Consider the following 14,907-nt stretch of genomic DNA (forward strand, 5'->3'; position numbering starts at 1 on the left):
AAGGATTGTGGGGTGCAGCACCACCCGTCAAGCGGCATAGCTATGCCGAAGCTCAGCCGATCCGGTTGGTCAATTCCATGATGACTGCTGTTTGCGCCTCAACTGCACGCTGCACGCGCTGCTGGTATGCCTCCATCAGGCCAATCACGCCTGCATCGCTGCCGCGCAGGCGCTCGGCTGCGATCAGCTTGTCGATATCGGCAAGCGCCGCCGTCGAATCGGCGCGCATTTTTTCAAGGCGGGTTACCTGGAGGTGCGCATTGACCCAGCTTTCGCTTCCAGTCGCGGCTCCTGCCGCAGCGTTCGCACTTTCGCGTGCTCCGGTTAGCGCGGCTCGAAATGCGGAATCAGCGGCATTATGGCGTGATTCGAGTGCTAGCAGTTGGTTTCGCAGATCATCAGCTAGGCTGGTGCTGAGCTGGGCCGGCTCTGCCGCAGCTTCTGCTATCGGATCGCTGTTCTCATAGGGGCGTTTGGCAAGCGAGGGAAAATCGCCCTTGGGCAGCGAACAGCCACTGGTAAGAAGGCTGCAGCCAGCAAGCAGGGCGAGGGGGATGCGGTTGACGCGATGCATCGGACAGGTTTAGTCGGCACGGACAGCGCAGGCAAGCATCGCGGCATATTTCGGCTGAAACCCGCTTTAAATGCCGATTGGCACGTTGACAAAGCCGACTCAATCAACTAGCTGCGCGCCTTCCAATGCGGGCCTGTGGGACTCGCGTCTTATTGTTGCGCATTGGAAACGGCCCTATTCCTCGGATTAATTCAGGGAAATGGGCGAGAAGCAGATATAAAGAGATTGAGACAAAGCCATGTTCGCTATCGTGCGCACAGGCGGCAAGCAATATCGCGTCGCCGCCGGAGACAAGATTGCAGTTGAAAAGCTGCCCGGAAACGCTGGTGACACCGTGTCGCTGGACGATGTGTTGCTCGCGGGCGACGGTGGCGAGGTCAAGGACGCAAAGGGCCTTGTAGTCTCTGCTGAAATCATCGCGCAGGAGCGCGGCGAGAAGGTGATCGTTTTCAAAAAGCGTCGCCGTCACAATTATCGCCGTAAGCAGGGTCACCGCCAGTCGCTGACTTTGCTCCGCATCACCGCTGTTGGTGGCGCTGCGCCCAAAAAGGCTGCAGCCAAGGCTGAAAAGGCAGATGATGCCGTCGAAGCCGCCCCCGCTAAAAAGGCCGCGCCTAAAAAGGCCGCAGCCAAGACCGCAGAATAAGTTTCAGGAGTTTAGACCATGGCACATAAAAAAGCAGGTGGTTCCAGCCGCAACGGTCGCGACTCAGCCGGCCGTCGCCTTGGCGTGAAGAAGTTCGGCGGTCAGGAAGTGATCGGCGGCAATATCATTATTCGTCAGCGCGGAACCAAGGTGTATCCGGGTGCCAATGTCGGCATGGGCAAGGATCACACCCTGTTTGCGCTGACCGAAGGCCGCGTCCGATTCCATGCCGGCAAACTCGGTCGCAAATATGTCTCGGTAGACATGATGGCCGAAGCCGCAGAATAACATAGGACAACCAACAAGGGGTTGTCCGTCTGGACGACCCGGGGAGAGTGGCAACACCTCCCATCACGCAAGGGAGACGGGTCATCCGGCTCCCTTTTTCTTTTTGTCCCATTCTCCCTGCAATCCGTCCCGACGGGGTGGCGTGTTTCACAAGGCTGTCACTAAAACCCTTCAAGGGGCGGCCAGACGAACAGGAGAAACAGAATGTTCGCAAGGACCGAAAGACTATTGCTCCGGCCCAGCTGGCCCGAAGATGCGAGCGCAATTCATCAAGCGGTCGCGGACGAGGGCATTGTGCGCAACCTTGCGTTGGTGCCTTGGCCCTATACGCAAGATGATGCGGCTGAATTCGCTGCGCTTGACCATGACTTTGACTATCCCAATTTCATGCTGATGCTGCGCACCAATGGCGCGCCAAAGCTGATCGGATCGTGCGGACTGGCTCGGCGCGACGGCGCGGTAGAATTGGGCTACTGGATTTCCCGGCCATTTTGGGGTCAGGGCTTGGCGACAGAGGCCGGCCGGGCGGTTATCGATGTTGCGCGTGCGCTCGGGCACAGGCGACTGGTGTCAGGGCATTTTACTGACAACCCCGCGTCGGGAAGGGTGCTGCGCAAGCTGGGTTTCCGACCGACCGGCCGGATCGAGCAACGCTTCAGCGTGGGGCGGGGCCGTTATGTCAGCTGCGCGTTGTTCGAACGGCAATTGGCTGCAGACAGCGATGCGCTTTCAGGCACCCAATCGGCTATTGCCATGCCGACCCGAACAGGAATAGCCGACCCGATTATGCCGCGCGCTGCCTGAGCGTATTGCGTCAGGCTGCGACTGCGGCCGAGGCAGTGTCTGTCTCGCCACGGTTGGCGATAGAGCCTGCCGAGCCTTCGGTTACCAGTTTGATCGCGGCGAGCATATTTTCTCCGCGGACCAGCAGTTCGCGGTCGTCGATCTGGTTCGGGTGAAACCCGGGCATGAAAAAATGGGTCCACGGCCCCAGGACATTGCGTCCGATTGATCCCTTGGCAAAGCCGCGCCTTATGCTCAGCGCCCAGCCGCGCCATTTGGGCAGGCCATCCTGACGGAGTAGTTCGACCTGACCGCGCGTGCGGTTGATGAAAAAGCTGATGGTGACGGCGAGCAGGAGCGTGCTGCGGGTCAGCCAGCGGCGCGTGCCGCTCCATTCGCGGGTGGCGAACATCCACACGTCAAAGGCCACTGCCTTATGCTCGACCTCTTCGATTGCATGCCATAGCCACAATTTGCGCAGTTCAAGGTCGGTGCCTTCCAGATGCGACCGGTTCTTGAGCATTTCGGCAGCAACGATCGCCGTCAGATGCTCGATGCACATCGTGGCACCCAGCTTGGTGACTTCGCCGCAGCCCGAAAAGAAGGAAACAAACTGGCGGATCGCCCGATCGAGCGATTCGATGTCATAGCCGGCGTTGATGATCGCCCGGTTGAAACCGATATGTTCGCGGCTATGTGCTGCTTCCTGCGCGATAAAAGCGGCGACGTCCTTGGCAAGCTGCCCCTCGGTGCGATTGCGCCAAGGGTGCAGCGCCTCGATCATGAATGTTTCGCCGCGCGGAAAAACAACCGAAAGTGCGTTGAGGAAAGCGGTAGCAAACATGTCTCCGCGAACCCAATGGCGTGTCGTCAGCTTTGCGTTATTCCCCCGAAACGGGCGCACGTTCATACGTTGTGCGGTGCCGGTTTCCATCGGTGCCGTTGTTGCGGTTGCTGGGTTCGACCTTTGCTTCATCCGCCAAGTGGTAAGCGCGCAGCGATAATTTGCCGCTAACGGTCAAGGTTAACAAATTTCAATTGGTTTCATTTTTGCTGTTTTGACAGCTATTTGCGCGCTTAATGCTATGTTGCCGCCGGTTGCGGATGCGATGCTTCATAGGCCGTGATCAGATGGCGTTCATCGCTGTTCCACGGATGGAAGCCAGGCAGGAAATAAGACGCCCAAGCGCCCAATATCGTGCGGAACATCCCGGGCTTGCCAAAGGCATACCAGAGGATGCCGCGCCGCGCCTTCCAGCCGGTGATCCCATCTTGTTCAAGCAGGTTGAGCATGCCCTTGATGCGTTCGGGAATGAATTTTATGGTGATGATCAACATCATCAGTGATTTCAGTTTCCACCGGCGCCAGCGGCTCCAGCCCTTGGTTGCGTGCAGCCAAGTGTCATAGGCGACCGCCTTATGTTCAATTTCTTCGACCGCGTGCCAGCGCCACAAATTTGCGGCCTCGGTCTCCGCGCCGTTCAGGTGCGCGGGATTTTCCAGCAATTCGCGCGCGAGGATCGCTGTGAAATGTTCAAGCGCCATGGTTGCGGCCAGATTGACAATGGCAGGGCGCGTCTTGATCAGCCCCAGCACATGATCGACCTGTGCATCGAGGAAGCTGACGTCATAGCCGCTGTCGATGACCCGCCGATTGAACGCGACATGTTCACGTGAATGAATCACTTCCTGCATCGTAAACGCTCGGATTTCCTCGGCAAGCTTGGGCGGCGTGCCATTGCGAAATGCCTTTACGCTATCGATGAAAAACGCTTCGCCCTTGGGAAAGGTGCTCGACAGCGCATTGTAAAAGGCGGTCGCAAGGGGATCCCCGCCATGCCACCAGCGATGCTGCACATGATCTTCGCTGCGACCGAAACGGCGATCACGCGGCGTGATGACAAGCTCCACCGGCACCGGGCTAGGTGCTGCTTCGTGCAATTCAGACGTTTCAAACTTGACAGGGGCGTTCATGGCATGTCCCTATGACATCGGGGAAATAGGGCAACAGCAATACAGGGTAACTGACATTTATGTCAATATTGAACTTTCCATCCGAGGCAGCGGGCCGTAAACGCCTGTCGCCCGAAGCAAGCCGCCTTGCCGCGCTCGAGGCTGCGCGCGAACTGTTGATTGAGGCAGGGCCGCAGGCGGTGACATTGAAGGCGGTCGGTGCGCGTATCGGGCGCACCCATGCCAATCTGCTCCACCATTTCGGTTCGGCGTCGGGGTTGCAGCGGGCGTTGGCGGCGCATCATGCAGAACAGATTTGTTCGATCATCGGCGACCAGATTTTCCGGATGCGTGAAGGCGCGATCAGCGCGCGTGAAATGGTCGACCTGATCTTTGATTCGTTCGACAGGGATGGCGCGGGCGCTCTTGCTGCATGGATGCTGCTCAGTGGGAATGAAGATGCGCTCAATCCGGTGGTAGAGGCGATCCACCGCCTGGTCGACAAGGTGGGTGAAGGCGGCCACGAGGACAGCAACCTCCATTATTTGACGATGGAATTGGTGCTTCTTGCGCTCGGGGATTCGCTGCTTGGCGGGCCGCTTGCGGCATCGCTCGGCCTTAATCGCAGTGCCGGCCGGGAAATTGCGGCTGAACGTCTGGCGCAATCCTTCGCGCAGTGGACGCTGCGCAGCGCCGAATAGGCGCTAGGCAAGCCAACAAGGCGTTTTGCACCATTTGCTTACGCAAAAGCGGTCGTAGCTCAGTTGGCAGAACGGAGCTTTTGCAATGATGAGGTCGCGGGTTCTTTAGCCCTTCGACTCGACGAGCCTTTACCCCTTAAAATCTTCGGCTGTTTCGTCTGCCCGCAGGTTATTATGCCGCGCGGCGTTGGGTGGCATTGAGCCAGGCGCGGGCGGCTTTTTGCGCCTCAGCAATTTCGCGCGCGGTCATCTCGTCCGATATTTCTGCACGGCAGTGAACAGCTTCTTCATTGCCATTCAGCGCGGCAAGGTTGAACCATTTATGCGCCTCGATCAGATCGACATCGATGCCCCCGCTGCCGGTTGAATAGGCGACACCCAGATCAAACAGCGCCTGCACATTGCCCCGCGCCGCGTCCGCAAGTCGGCTGTCCATAAGAAAGGCTGCGCTTTTCAGACTGTTGGCCATGATCAAACTTCCCCTTTGTTGATGGGACAGTGATCACCCGAGTATGGCTAACAAATGGTTAACGGAAATCGAACTTTTTTAAACCATATCGGCGGAAATCATCCTACGGCGAGATTGTCGATCAACCTTGTTTTACCGATTTTGGCCGCTGCAAGCAGCCTTAACGGCTGTTGGCTCACCATATCGATCTCAACCAGCGTCGTGGCGTCAACAAGTGTAAAATAATCCACATTGGTAAAGCCAGCGTCGAGAATGGCCTTTTTCGAGTCCGCAAGAATCATCTTAACCTCGCCGCCTGTCAGGACCGCGCGGCGTGCTTCCTGCAGGGCACGGGGCAGTGCCAGTGCGGCTTCGCGCTCGGCAGGCGAAAGATAGGCGTTGCGTGAAGACAAGGCGAGCCCGTCTGCATCACGAACGATCGGAACGCCGACAATGTCGATATCGATATCCAGATCGCGCACAAATTGCCGGATGACGGCGAGTTGCTGGAAATCCTTTTCGCCGAACAGCGCAACATCGGGTTCGACCTGGTTAAACAATTTGGTCACGACCAGTGCGACACCATCAAAATGGCCGGGCCGCGTTCCCCCGCAATAGCCGATGCTCGGCCCTCCCACATGAATGCTGGTCGCAAAGCCTGTCGGATAGACCTCGGCCACCTCCGGCGTCCAAAGCAGGTCTGCGCCGATATCGCGCAATTTTGCCGCATCATCCTCCAGCATACGGGGATAGGCGTCCAGATCCTCATTAGGGCCGAATTGGGTCGGGTTGACGAAGATCGACACCGCCACTGCATCTGCGCGGGCTTTTGCCTCTTCCACCAGCTTTAGATGGCCGGCATGCAGCGCACCCATTGTCGGAACTAGTGCAAGTGACTTATCCGCAGCTTTCAGCATTGCGACAGCGGATCGTAGCTCGGTGAGCCGATTGATGATTTGCACGGACTGGGGGCCTTGTTTATTGCATTCGGATAATGAGGGGGAGATAGCAGCCCCTGCCGTCAAGCTGAACCATTTTTGCAAGGGACGACGCCGCCATATGGCTAAAGCGCATCATATCGTATTTGCCAATGAAAAGGGCGGAACCGGCAAATCAACCACCGCGATCCATGTCGCCATCGCGCTCGCTTCGCGCGGCGCGCGAGTCGCTTGCCTTGATCTCGATTCCCGCCAGCGCACGCTCTACCGCTATCTGGAAAACCGGCGCGATACGATGGCACGCCGCGATATCAGTCTGCCGCTCCCTGCGTTCGATGTGTTCGAACAGGAATCGCAAGCGCGATTGGAAGAGCAGATCGCCGCGATGGAGGCCGACGCCGACTTTCTGGTTTTTGACACCCCCGGCCGTGACGATCCCTATGCCCGTTATGTGGCAACGCGCGCCAATACACTAATTACGCCGATCAATGACAGCTTCATAGATTTTGACCTGATGGGCCGGGTCGATGCTGAAAACTTCAAGGTCAAGAAACTGAGTTTTTATGCCGAGCTGATGTGGGAAGCCCGCATGGCGCGCGCCCGGGCCGACGGTGCGACCATCGACTGGGTGGTGCTGCGCAACCGGCTTCATAACATGGAGGCCCGCAACCAGCAGCGCATGACAGAAGCGATTGCCGAACTGTCCAAGCGCGCCGGTTTCCGCGTTGTTCCCGGCCTGAATGAACGCGTCATCTATCGCGAACTTTTCCCTTCGGGGCTGACGCTGGTCGACAAGGGATATCTCGGCAATCTGGGCACGGCGCATATCGTTGCCCGGCAGGAATTGCGCGAGTTGGTCTCTGCGCTTACCCTTCCCGAATTCAACCAGCCGGCCCTGGTCTAGGCCGCTTCATGGTGGCCGTCCTCATCCTGCTTGCTGCAATTGCCGGAATCGGCTGGGGTCTCTGGTCGGGTAAGCTGATGCCCAAACAGATTCTGCCGCTGGTACTGATGATTGCTGGCGCAGGGGTTGCGCTGCGCGGCGGCTGGTTGCTCGGATTGCCCGCAATCGCGATCGGCTTTTTCTGGTATCGCGGGATCACCGCGCGCCTTTCCAGGATTCCGCATATTGCTAGCAGCGAATATGAACTTGCCGCTGCGCGCTGGATGCTGGGTGTGTCTGCCAATGATGATGCCGAACGGATCAAAATACGCCACAAAGAGTTGATGGCAAAAGACGACCCGGCGCGGGGCGACAAAGGAGAGCGGATCCGCAAGCTTAATGAAGCGCGCGATCTGCTGCTCGCCGATCTCAAGCGGAAAAAATAATAGTTTTACCGATCGTTTGAGAATAAGCCGGCGCTGACTTTCAGGCGGCGGCAATCAAGAACAACACAATCGGAGATGTAACTTGCCCTCTTCCCATAATTTTCATCCAACATCACTGCGCGAATATGATATTCGTGGGATTATTGGCGAAACATTGGGTGAGGCGGATGCCTATGCCATTGGGCGCGGTTTTGCGACTTTGCTGGGTCGCGCCGGCGGGCGCAAAGTCGCCGTCGGCTATGATGGCCGCATCAGTTCACCGATGCTTGAAGCTGCATTGATGAAGGGGATTACTGATAGTGGGCTCGACGCAGTCTCTATCGGCCTCGGCCCGACACCGATGTTATATTATGCCGAAGCCGTGCTGGATGACGTTGATGGCGGCATACAGATAACCGGCAGCCACAACCCCGCCAATTATAACGGCTTCAAGATGGTCTTCCAGGGACGTCCCTTTTTCGGGGCTGATATCCAGAAGTTGGGGACGATGGCGGCGGCAGGGGATTGGGCCGAGGGTGCGGGCAGCACCTCCACCCTTGACATCATGGATACCTATGTCGCGCGCATTGCCGAAGCGGCGCCCGACAAGCCGTTCCGCATTGCTTGGGACGCGGGCAATGGGGCTGCCGGCCCGGTGATCGAACGGCTGGTGAAATTGTTGCCGGGTGAACATTATCTGCTGTTTACCGACGTTGATGGCAATTTTCCAAATCATCATCCTGATCCCACTGAAGAAAAAAACCTTGTCGATCTGAAACGGCTTGTCGCGGAAAAGAGCCTCGATTTCGGACTGGCTTTTGACGGGGATGGCGACCGGATTGGCGCGATCGATGGCGAAGGTCGGGTGATCTGGGGTGATCAGTTGTTGCAGATCTTTGCCGAAGATGTGCTTGCCGAAGTGCCGGGGGCGGTGATTATTGCCGATGTGAAGGCGTCACAGGCGCTGTTTGATCGGGTCACTGCCCTGGGCGGTAAACCGCTGATGTGGAAGACCGGGCACAGCCTGATAAAATCCAAAATGAAGGAGGTTGGTTCTCCGCTTGCAGGCGAGATGAGCGGGCATATCTTCTTCAAGCATGATTATTATGGTTTTGACGACGCGATCTATGCCGGCCTTCGGTTGATGCGCGCATCGGCTCGGCTCGGTAAAAGCGTCACCGAATTGCGCTCTGCGATGCCCGAAATGATCAATACCCCCGAAATGCGCTTCCAAGTTGATGAGAGTCGCAAATTCGCAGTGATCGACGAAGTGCTGGCGCGGCTGTCAGCCGATGGGGCCGATGTGAACGCCACCGATGGTGCGCGGGTGAACACCGCCGATGGCTGGTGGTTGCTTCGCGCATCAAACACGCAGGATGTGCTGGTCGCCCGGGCGGAGGCGTCGAGCGAGGCTGGGCTTGAACGCCTGATGGCACAGATCGACGCGCAGCTTGCAGCAAGCGGGCTTGAGCGTGGGGAGCAGGCGGGGCATTAAGCCCCGGTGACGCTCCCTCCCATCATCACTGACTGGTTCGCCTCACGCGGTTGGGTGCCGCGGCGGCATCAGCTGGAGATGGTCGACGCGGCGGCGGAAGGGCGGCACGCCCTGCTCGTCGCGGCAACTGGCGCGGGAAAGACACTGGCCGGCTTTTTGCCGACTTTGGCGGAGCTGATTTCTGACCCCGATTTTGACGGTCTCCAGACCCTCTACATCTCTCCGTTAAAAGCGCTTGCGGTCGATGTGCGGCGCAACCTTCTGATGCCGGTCGAGGAAATGGGTCTGCCGATCCGGATCGAGACACGCACCGGCGATACATCGTCGGACAAAAAGGCGCGGCAACGGGCGCGGCCGCCGCATATCTTGCTGACCACGCCAGAATCGCTGTCGCTGCTGCTGAGCCATGAAGACAGCCTGCTGATGTTTGCGGGGTTGAAGCGGGTGATCATCGACGAGGTCCACGCCTTTGCCAATTCAAAGCGTGGCGACTTGCTGTCTCTCAGCCTGGCACGGCTGCAGGCGATCAGCCCGAAAATGCAGCGCGTCGGCCTGTCCGCAACGATATCCGATCCCGATGCCTATCGCGGCTGGCTCGCACCCTATGGCGATATCGATGCCGTGCGGCCGGTTGAAGGCGAGGCTGCGGCTGATCCCGATTTGCAGATATTGCTGCCCGAGGGCCGGGTGCCCTGGTCGGGGCATAGCGGCCATTATGCGATCCCGCAGCTGATCGAGGAAATTGGCCGCAACCGCACGACGCTGATTTTCTGCAACACGCGCTTCCTTGCCGAATTCATCTTCCAGAAATTATGGGATGCGAATGATCCCAAATATCCGATCGGGATCCATCATGGATCGCTGTCGGTAGAGGCGCGGCGTAAGGTTGAGAGCGCGATGGCAGCTGGCGAGCTACGCGCCCTTGTTTGCACCGCCAGCCTCGATCTCGGCGTTGACTGGGGCGATGTCGATTGCGTGATTCAGATGGGGGCGCCCAAGGGAAGCTCGCGGTTGTTGCAGCGTATCGGCCGGTCGAACCACCGGATGGACGAACCGAGCAAGGCGCTTCTCGTTCCCGGCAACCGTTTCGAATATCTTGAGGCGCAGGCGGCGTTCGATGCGGTGGAGGAGGGCGTGCGCGATGGCGAAGTCTTCCGCCCCGGTGCCTATGATGTCCTGGCGCAACATGTCATGGCCTGTGCTTGTGCCGCGCCATTTAACGAGGCCGATCTGCTTGACGAAGTGCGTTCGGCCATGCCCTATAGCGCGATCAATGCCGAAACCTTTGCCCGGGTGATCGAATTTGTCGCAACCGGTGGTTATGCGCTGAAAGCCTATGATAAGTTCCGCAAGCTTATTCCGTTCTCTTCCCTCCCGCTTGCGGGAGGAGGCGGGGGAGGGCCTGAGGGCGCACAAAGCCCGCTTCGCTCGCTCGCTCCCCTAACCCCTCCCGCAAGCGGGACAGGGATGTCGTGGCGGCTCTCCCACCCCAAATTTGCCGCGCAGCATCGCTTCAACGCCGGGATTATCGTTGATGCGCCGATGCTCGATGTCCGCTTCAAAAATGGCCGCACTCTCGGGCGAGTCGAGGAAAATTTCGCATCGCAGCTGCGCCCCGGCAATGCCTTTATCTTTGCAGGGATTGCGGTCGAGGTGGAGGCTATCCGTGACCTTGATCTGATCGTGCGCGCCGCAAAAAAGGCGACGCAAATCCCATCCTATATGGGCGCACGGATGCCGCTGACGACGCATCTCGCAAGCCGGGTGCGCGCCTTCCTGACGGACCGGGCAGGATGGGCGCGTTTCCCCGACGATGTACGCGAATGGCTGGAAATGCAGGATTGGCGCAGCGCGCTTCCCGAACCGGGGCAATTGCTTGCCGAAACCTTCCCGCATGAAGGACGGCATTATCTGGTGGTTTATCCCTTTGAAGGGTGGAATGCACACCAGTCGCTCGGGATGTTGGTCACCAAAAGGATGGAGATGCGCGGGCTGAAGCCGATGGGTTTTGTCGCCAATGATTATGCTCTCGGCGTCTGGGGGCTGGAAGAGATCAGCGATCCCGCCGCGCTCTTTTCTGCCGATATCCTTGCCGACGAATTTGTTGAATGGGTAGAAAATAGCTACCTGTTAAAGCGTGCCTTTCGCGAGGTTGCCGTCATTTCGGGGCTGGTGGAGCGCCAGCACCCGGGCAAGCGTAAATCGGGCAAGCAGGTCACTTTTTCGACCGACCTGATTTATGATGTGCTGCGCAAATATGAACCCGATCATCTGCTGCTCGAAGCCGCATGGGCTGATGCGCGCGAACGCTTGACCGATGTCGGCAGGCTTGGCGACCTGCTTGATCGGGCGGCTGACACGATGCTGCACATGCAGCTTGAAAAGGTCAGCCCGATGGCGGTGCCGCTGATGGTGATGATCGGGCGCGAAAGCGTGGCGCAAGGCTCGGTTGACGATGCACTCCTCGCCGAGGCGGAGAGCCTTGCCGGGATTGCGATGACGCCCTGATCATTTCGTCGAAAAGCCCTTTGCAGTGGCGCAGGTGCGCTTACTATGCAGGGCAGGAGGAGAGGCCGATGATGCGACGGGCTCTGGTTTCTGCGGTGATAATCGGTTCCATGCTGTTTGCAGCAACGGCAATGTCTGCGCCGACTGGTGGCCCAGCACCTGCGGAGGGGGAGGATATTGCCGTCATCCCTTCCTCCTTTGTGCAGGAATTCGAGGTTGACCGGTCGGACCGGATGACGGTGCCGGTGCGGATTAATGGCAGTGAACCTTATCCCTTCATCGTCGATACCGGCGCTGAACGCACGGTGATTGCCACCGATCTGGCCCGGCGACTTGCGCTTGCGCCCGGTCCGAAGCTGACGCTTGCAACGATCACCGGGCGCACTGTCTCTGAATCCTTCCTGATCGAAAATCTGGCGATGAACACGATCAAGGTGGAGATGATCGAGGCACCGGGGCTCGAACGCGGGAATCTGGGCGCTTATGGCCTGCTGGGGATCGACAGCCTTGAGGACCATAAACTGCTGCTCGATTTTGCGGCGCAGAAAATGGATGTGCTCGCCTCGCCACGCCGATCGCGCCCGGGACGCGAGGAAGCGGGGATGATCATTGTAACTGCCAAGCGCAAGGCCGGCCGGATGATCCTATCCAACGCGGAAATTGGTGGGCTGAAAGTCGACATCATCCTTGATACCGGCGCGCAATCGAGCATGGGCAATTTCGCTTTGCGCGACAGGATGCGTAAACGCGACCGCCGGTTTGACTATATGCCGGTGCAGATGCGTAGCGTCACCGGCGACATATTGCTTGGTGATTTCACGCAGATCCGCACGATCAAGATTGGCGGGGTCGACATTAACGACCTGCCGATTACCTTTGCCGATAATTATGCCTTCAAGGCCCTCAATCTGGATCGGAAGCCTGCGATCCTGCTTGGCATGGACGCGATGAAACTGTTTGATCGGATATTGATCGATTTCACGAATCGCCGTGTTGGCTTTGATCTGCCGCGCGGCGCTCAGCGCAAGGTACCTGTTCTGCTGGCGTTTAACGGGCAATAAGCGGCTACGGCTTTATTTGGGAGCGATCTCCAGCCCTTCGATCAGGCCCTCCCGCTCGTCAAAGACGAAGCAGCTGCCGTGCCATCGGCTTTCTTCGGTGGGGATTTCCTCCAGATATTTGAGGATGCCGCCCTTCAGATGATACACCTCATCAAATCCTTTTGAACGCACATAGGCGGTCGCCTTTTCGCAGCGAATGCCGCCGGTGCAGAACATCGCGAATTTGGGAGTCCGGCCTTCGGCAAGCAGTTTTTCCGCTTCGGCATCGAACCATGCAGGGAATTGGCGAAAGGAGAGGGTGTGTGGATTGACGGCATTTTCAAACGTTCCCGCCTGCACTTCGAAATCATTGCGCGTATCGATGACGATCGCGTCGGGATCGCTGATCAGCGCATTCCAGTCCTTTGCCTCGACATAATGGCCCGCGTCGGAGCGCGGATCGATGCCCTCGACGCCCATAGTGACAATTTCACGCTTCACCTTCACCTTCATGCGCCCGAACGGCATGGTTTCGGCGTGCGAATATTTGACCTCTGTCGCCGCAAAGCCTGGCCAGCTGCGGATATGCTCTACAATTGCGTCCAGCCCGGCGCGGCGGCCCGCAATCGTCCCATTCAGCCCTTCGTGAGCGAGCAGCAAAGTGCCTTTGATTTTTTGCGCTTCGCAGAGCGCAAAAAGCGGTTCGCGCAGCCCATGGGGATCTTCGATCGGGGCAAAATGGTAAAGAGCGACGACAGACAGCATGATGGCCCGCCCCATAAGGCAAAGCAGCGCGCTTGTCAGCCTGCGCAGCGATCTCCATAGCAGCAGCGTGACGGCAGTGATCCAGTTTGGCGGCCAGGATTTCGCATTGGCAGGGGAGGCAGCGCTTTTCTGGCCTGCGCAGCGCGCGCTGCTGGTTGCGGATCTGCATCTGGAAAAGGCATCAAGCTATGCACTGGGCGGGCAATTCCTGCCGCCCTATGACAGCCGCGCAACTTTGGAAGAACTGACGGCGCTGGCGCAGAAATTTGATGTCGAGACGATTTACTGCCTCGGCGACAATTTTCACGATAGCGAAGGCGAAACCCGCCTCGAAGGCGTGGCAGCCGACATGCTGTTCCAATTGGCGCGCAATTATGACTGGCGTTGGATCGTTGGAAACCATGATCCGGGGATTGGTGCGCGCTGGGGCGGCTGTGTACATGAAGAGGCTGAGGTCGCCGGAATCACGCTTCGCCATGAAGCGCAGTTGGCCTTTGCCGGGCCTGAAATGTCGGGCCATTTCCATCCGAAATTCCGCCAACAGATTCGCGGGCGAATGGTATCGCGTCGCTGTTTTGTGCGCAGCGCATCGAAACTGATTCTGCCGGCTTTTGGCGCGCTGACGGGCGGGCTCGACGCCGAAGACCCGGCGATCTGCCGTGCCTTGGGTGATACGCAAACCCAAGCGTTGGTTTATGCGGGCGGGCGTGCACTATGCTTTCCGCTCGCGCGTATTGCGCTGTCCTAATCTGCCGGGCTAGGCGCGGGGCCCGAACAGGGCGGTGCCAATCCGAACATGCGTCGCGCCAAGCTGTATGGCGGTGGCAAAATCATCGGACATGCCCATGCTGAGCTGATCAATCCCTTGCCGCGCGGCCAACTCGGCTAGCAGCGCGAAATAAGGCGCTGGTTCGACATCTGCAGGCGGCAGGCACATCAGACCGCATACCTTTATGCCCTTTTCCTTTGCTGCGACCAGTAATGTGGGAAGTTCGGCGATTGCGCAGCCGCCTTTCTGATCCTCGGAACCGATATTGACTTGGATGAAGCAAGGAATGGAGCGCCCGCTTTTCGCCATGGCCCTGGCCAAAGCCTCGAGGAGTGACATCCGGTCGAGCGAATGGATGCAGTCGAACAGCGCCACCGCCTCTTCAGCCTTGTTCGACTGCAACTGGCCGATGAGGTGCAATTCGACATCAGGATAGTCGGCCCGCAGCTCGGGCCATTTGGCGGCGGCCTCCTGCACACGATTTTCACCGAAGATGCGATGGCCCGATTCAAGTAGCGGCCGAATCTCATCTGCACTGCGTGTCTTGGACACAGCGATCAAAGCCACATCGTTGTTTTTGCGGCCGGCAATCGCGCAGGCCTTTGCCATTTCGGCCTTTATTGCATCCAGGCGCTGGGCGGAATTTTGGGGAGTCGCATCGGGCATGGTCGGGCGCTATAGCGGCTGCCAT

17 protein-coding genes are annotated in these 14,907 nt (G+C 58.4%); 10 read left to right on the top strand and 7 right to left on the bottom strand.

Annotated elements, in window-relative coordinates:
- Positions 1-52 precede the first annotated feature (52 nt).
- The gene (locus tag RSE16_05505) at positions 53-574 is read right to left on the bottom strand and encodes a hypothetical protein (protein WRH76922.1); all 522 of its coding nucleotides are present in this window, start codon (positions 572-574) and stop codon (positions 53-55) included.
- A gap of 238 nt (positions 575-812) precedes the next feature.
- Between RSE16_05505 and rplU the strand changes: the two genes are divergently transcribed.
- The 3 genes from rplU to RSE16_05520 all read left to right on the top strand — a co-directional run bounded on the left by rplU (position 813) and on the right by RSE16_05520 (position 2,312).
- Complete coding sequence (rplU, locus tag RSE16_05510; GenBank protein WRH76923.1) at positions 813-1,220, top strand: 50S ribosomal protein L21; 408 nt, start codon at positions 813-815, stop codon at positions 1,218-1,220.
- 18 nt (positions 1,221-1,238) lie between these two features.
- The gene (gene rpmA, locus RSE16_05515; GenBank protein WRH76924.1) at positions 1,239-1,508 is read left to right on the top strand and encodes a 50S ribosomal protein L27; all 270 of its coding nucleotides are present in this window, start codon (positions 1,239-1,241) and stop codon (positions 1,506-1,508) included.
- Between the two features lie 204 nt (positions 1,509-1,712).
- Positions 1,713-2,312, top strand: a complete 600-nt coding sequence (locus tag RSE16_05520; GenBank protein WRH76925.1) for a GNAT family N-acetyltransferase — start codon at positions 1,713-1,715, stop codon at positions 2,310-2,312.
- Between the two features lie 10 nt (positions 2,313-2,322).
- On the opposite strand, the gene RSE16_05525 is transcribed toward RSE16_05520, so the two are convergent.
- Positions 2,323-3,225, bottom strand: coding sequence for a metal-dependent hydrolase (locus RSE16_05525; GenBank protein ID WRH76926.1), 903 nt, complete (start codon positions 3,223-3,225; stop codon positions 2,323-2,325).
- Positions 3,226-3,374: 149 nt separating this feature from the next.
- Positions 3,375-4,265 (bottom strand): metal-dependent hydrolase, encoded by an 891-nt coding sequence (locus RSE16_05530; GenBank protein WRH76927.1) that lies wholly within the window; start codon positions 4,263-4,265, stop codon positions 3,375-3,377.
- Positions 4,266-4,324: 59 nt separating this feature from the next.
- Here RSE16_05530 and RSE16_05535 point away from each other — a divergent pair, with 59 nt between their 5' ends.
- Entirely contained in the window at positions 4,325-4,945 is a 621-nt protein-coding gene (locus RSE16_05535; GenBank protein ID WRH76928.1) for a helix-turn-helix domain-containing protein, read from the top strand.
- Between the two features lie 172 nt (positions 4,946-5,117).
- Here RSE16_05535 and RSE16_05540 read toward each other — a convergent pair whose 3' ends face one another.
- Complete coding sequence (locus RSE16_05540) at positions 5,118-5,414, bottom strand: hypothetical protein (protein WRH76929.1); 297 nt, start codon at positions 5,412-5,414, stop codon at positions 5,118-5,120.
- Between the two features lie 98 nt (positions 5,415-5,512).
- Positions 5,513-6,355, bottom strand: coding sequence for a pantoate--beta-alanine ligase (gene panC / locus RSE16_05545; protein WRH76930.1), 843 nt, complete (start codon positions 6,353-6,355; stop codon positions 5,513-5,515).
- Positions 6,356-6,452: 97 nt separating this feature from the next.
- On the opposite strand from panC, the gene RSE16_05550 reads away from it, so the two are divergent.
- The 5 genes from RSE16_05550 (at position 6,453) to RSE16_05570 (ending at position 12,703) form a co-directional block, all read left to right on the top strand.
- Positions 6,453-7,235 carry a division plane positioning ATPase MipZ gene (locus RSE16_05550; GenBank protein ID WRH76931.1) on the top strand — a complete coding sequence of 261 codons (783 nt, stop codon included), beginning with the start codon at positions 6,453-6,455 and terminating at the stop codon, positions 7,233-7,235.
- A gap of 8 nt (positions 7,236-7,243) precedes the next feature.
- On the top strand, positions 7,244-7,660 hold the full coding sequence (locus tag RSE16_05555) for a hypothetical protein (GenBank protein ID WRH76932.1): 417 nt from the start codon (positions 7,244-7,246) through the stop codon (positions 7,658-7,660).
- Between the two features lie 82 nt (positions 7,661-7,742).
- A complete protein-coding gene (locus tag RSE16_05560; GenBank protein WRH76933.1) occupies positions 7,743-9,134 on the top strand; it encodes a phosphomannomutase/phosphoglucomutase in 1,392 nt (463 codons plus the stop codon).
- Positions 9,135-9,140: 6 nt separating this feature from the next.
- Positions 9,141-11,642 carry a ligase-associated DNA damage response DEXH box helicase gene (locus RSE16_05565; GenBank protein ID WRH76934.1) on the top strand — a complete coding sequence of 834 codons (2,502 nt, stop codon included), beginning with the start codon at positions 9,141-9,143 and terminating at the stop codon, positions 11,640-11,642.
- 68 nt (positions 11,643-11,710) lie between these two features.
- Positions 11,711-12,703, top strand: coding sequence for a retroviral-like aspartic protease family protein (locus RSE16_05570; protein ID WRH76935.1), 993 nt, complete (start codon positions 11,711-11,713; stop codon positions 12,701-12,703).
- A gap of 12 nt (positions 12,704-12,715) precedes the next feature.
- On the opposite strand, the gene RSE16_05575 is transcribed toward RSE16_05570, so the two are convergent.
- A complete protein-coding gene (locus RSE16_05575; GenBank protein WRH76936.1) occupies positions 12,716-13,447 on the bottom strand; it encodes a rhodanese-related sulfurtransferase in 732 nt (243 codons plus the stop codon).
- Between RSE16_05575 and pdeM the strand changes: the two genes are divergently transcribed.
- Positions 13,446-14,195 carry a ligase-associated DNA damage response endonuclease PdeM gene (pdeM, locus tag RSE16_05580; protein WRH76937.1) on the top strand — a complete coding sequence of 250 codons (750 nt, stop codon included), beginning with the start codon at positions 13,446-13,448 and terminating at the stop codon, positions 14,193-14,195. The genes RSE16_05575 and pdeM overlap by 2 nt on opposite strands.
- Before the next feature lie 9 nt (positions 14,196-14,204).
- Here the strand turns inward: pdeM and RSE16_05585 are convergent, their stop codons facing one another.
- Positions 14,205-14,882 (bottom strand): YggS family pyridoxal phosphate-dependent enzyme, encoded by a 678-nt coding sequence (locus tag RSE16_05585; protein WRH76938.1) that lies wholly within the window; start codon positions 14,880-14,882, stop codon positions 14,205-14,207.
- Positions 14,883-14,907: the final 25 nt, after the last annotated feature.

The organism is Sphingobium sp. (genome assembly GCA_035196065.1).
GTDB lineage: Bacteria > Pseudomonadota > Alphaproteobacteria > Sphingomonadales > Sphingomonadaceae > Sphingorhabdus_B > Sphingorhabdus_B rara.

Excerpts from the sequence above, each read along its gene's own strand:
- RSE16_05505 (WRH76922.1), bottom strand. The coding sequence starts at position 574 with ATGCATCGCGTCAACCGCATCCCCCTCGCCCTGCTTGCTGGCTGCAGC.
- rplU (WRH76923.1), top strand. The coding sequence starts at position 813 with ATGTTCGCTATCGTGCGCACAGGCGGCAAGCAATATCGCGTCGCCGCC.
- rpmA (WRH76924.1), top strand. The coding sequence starts at position 1,239 with ATGGCACATAAAAAAGCAGGTGGTTCCAGCCGCAACGGTCGCGACTCA.
- RSE16_05520 (WRH76925.1), top strand. The coding sequence starts at position 1,713 with ATGTTCGCAAGGACCGAAAGACTATTGCTCCGGCCCAGCTGGCCCGAA.
- RSE16_05525 (WRH76926.1), bottom strand. The coding sequence starts at position 3,225 with ATGGAAACCGGCACCGCACAACGTATGAACGTGCGCCCGTTTCGGGGG.
- RSE16_05530 (WRH76927.1), bottom strand. The coding sequence starts at position 4,265 with ATGAACGCCCCTGTCAAGTTTGAAACGTCTGAATTGCACGAAGCAGCA.
- RSE16_05535 (WRH76928.1), top strand. The coding sequence starts at position 4,325 with ATGTCAATATTGAACTTTCCATCCGAGGCAGCGGGCCGTAAACGCCTG.
- RSE16_05540 (WRH76929.1), bottom strand. The coding sequence starts at position 5,414 with ATGGCCAACAGTCTGAAAAGCGCAGCCTTTCTTATGGACAGCCGACTT.
- RSE16_05550 (WRH76931.1), top strand. The coding sequence starts at position 6,453 with ATGGCTAAAGCGCATCATATCGTATTTGCCAATGAAAAGGGCGGAACC.
- RSE16_05555 (WRH76932.1), top strand. The coding sequence starts at position 7,244 with ATGGTGGCCGTCCTCATCCTGCTTGCTGCAATTGCCGGAATCGGCTGG.
- RSE16_05570 (WRH76935.1), top strand. The coding sequence starts at position 11,711 with ATGATGCGACGGGCTCTGGTTTCTGCGGTGATAATCGGTTCCATGCTG.
- pdeM (WRH76937.1), top strand. The coding sequence starts at position 13,446 with ATGATGGCCCGCCCCATAAGGCAAAGCAGCGCGCTTGTCAGCCTGCGC.
- RSE16_05575 (WRH76936.1), bottom strand. The coding sequence starts at position 13,447 with ATGCTGTCTGTCGTCGCTCTTTACCATTTTGCCCCGATCGAAGATCCC.
- RSE16_05585 (WRH76938.1), bottom strand. The coding sequence starts at position 14,882 with ATGCCCGATGCGACTCCCCAAAATTCCGCCCAGCGCCTGGATGCAATA.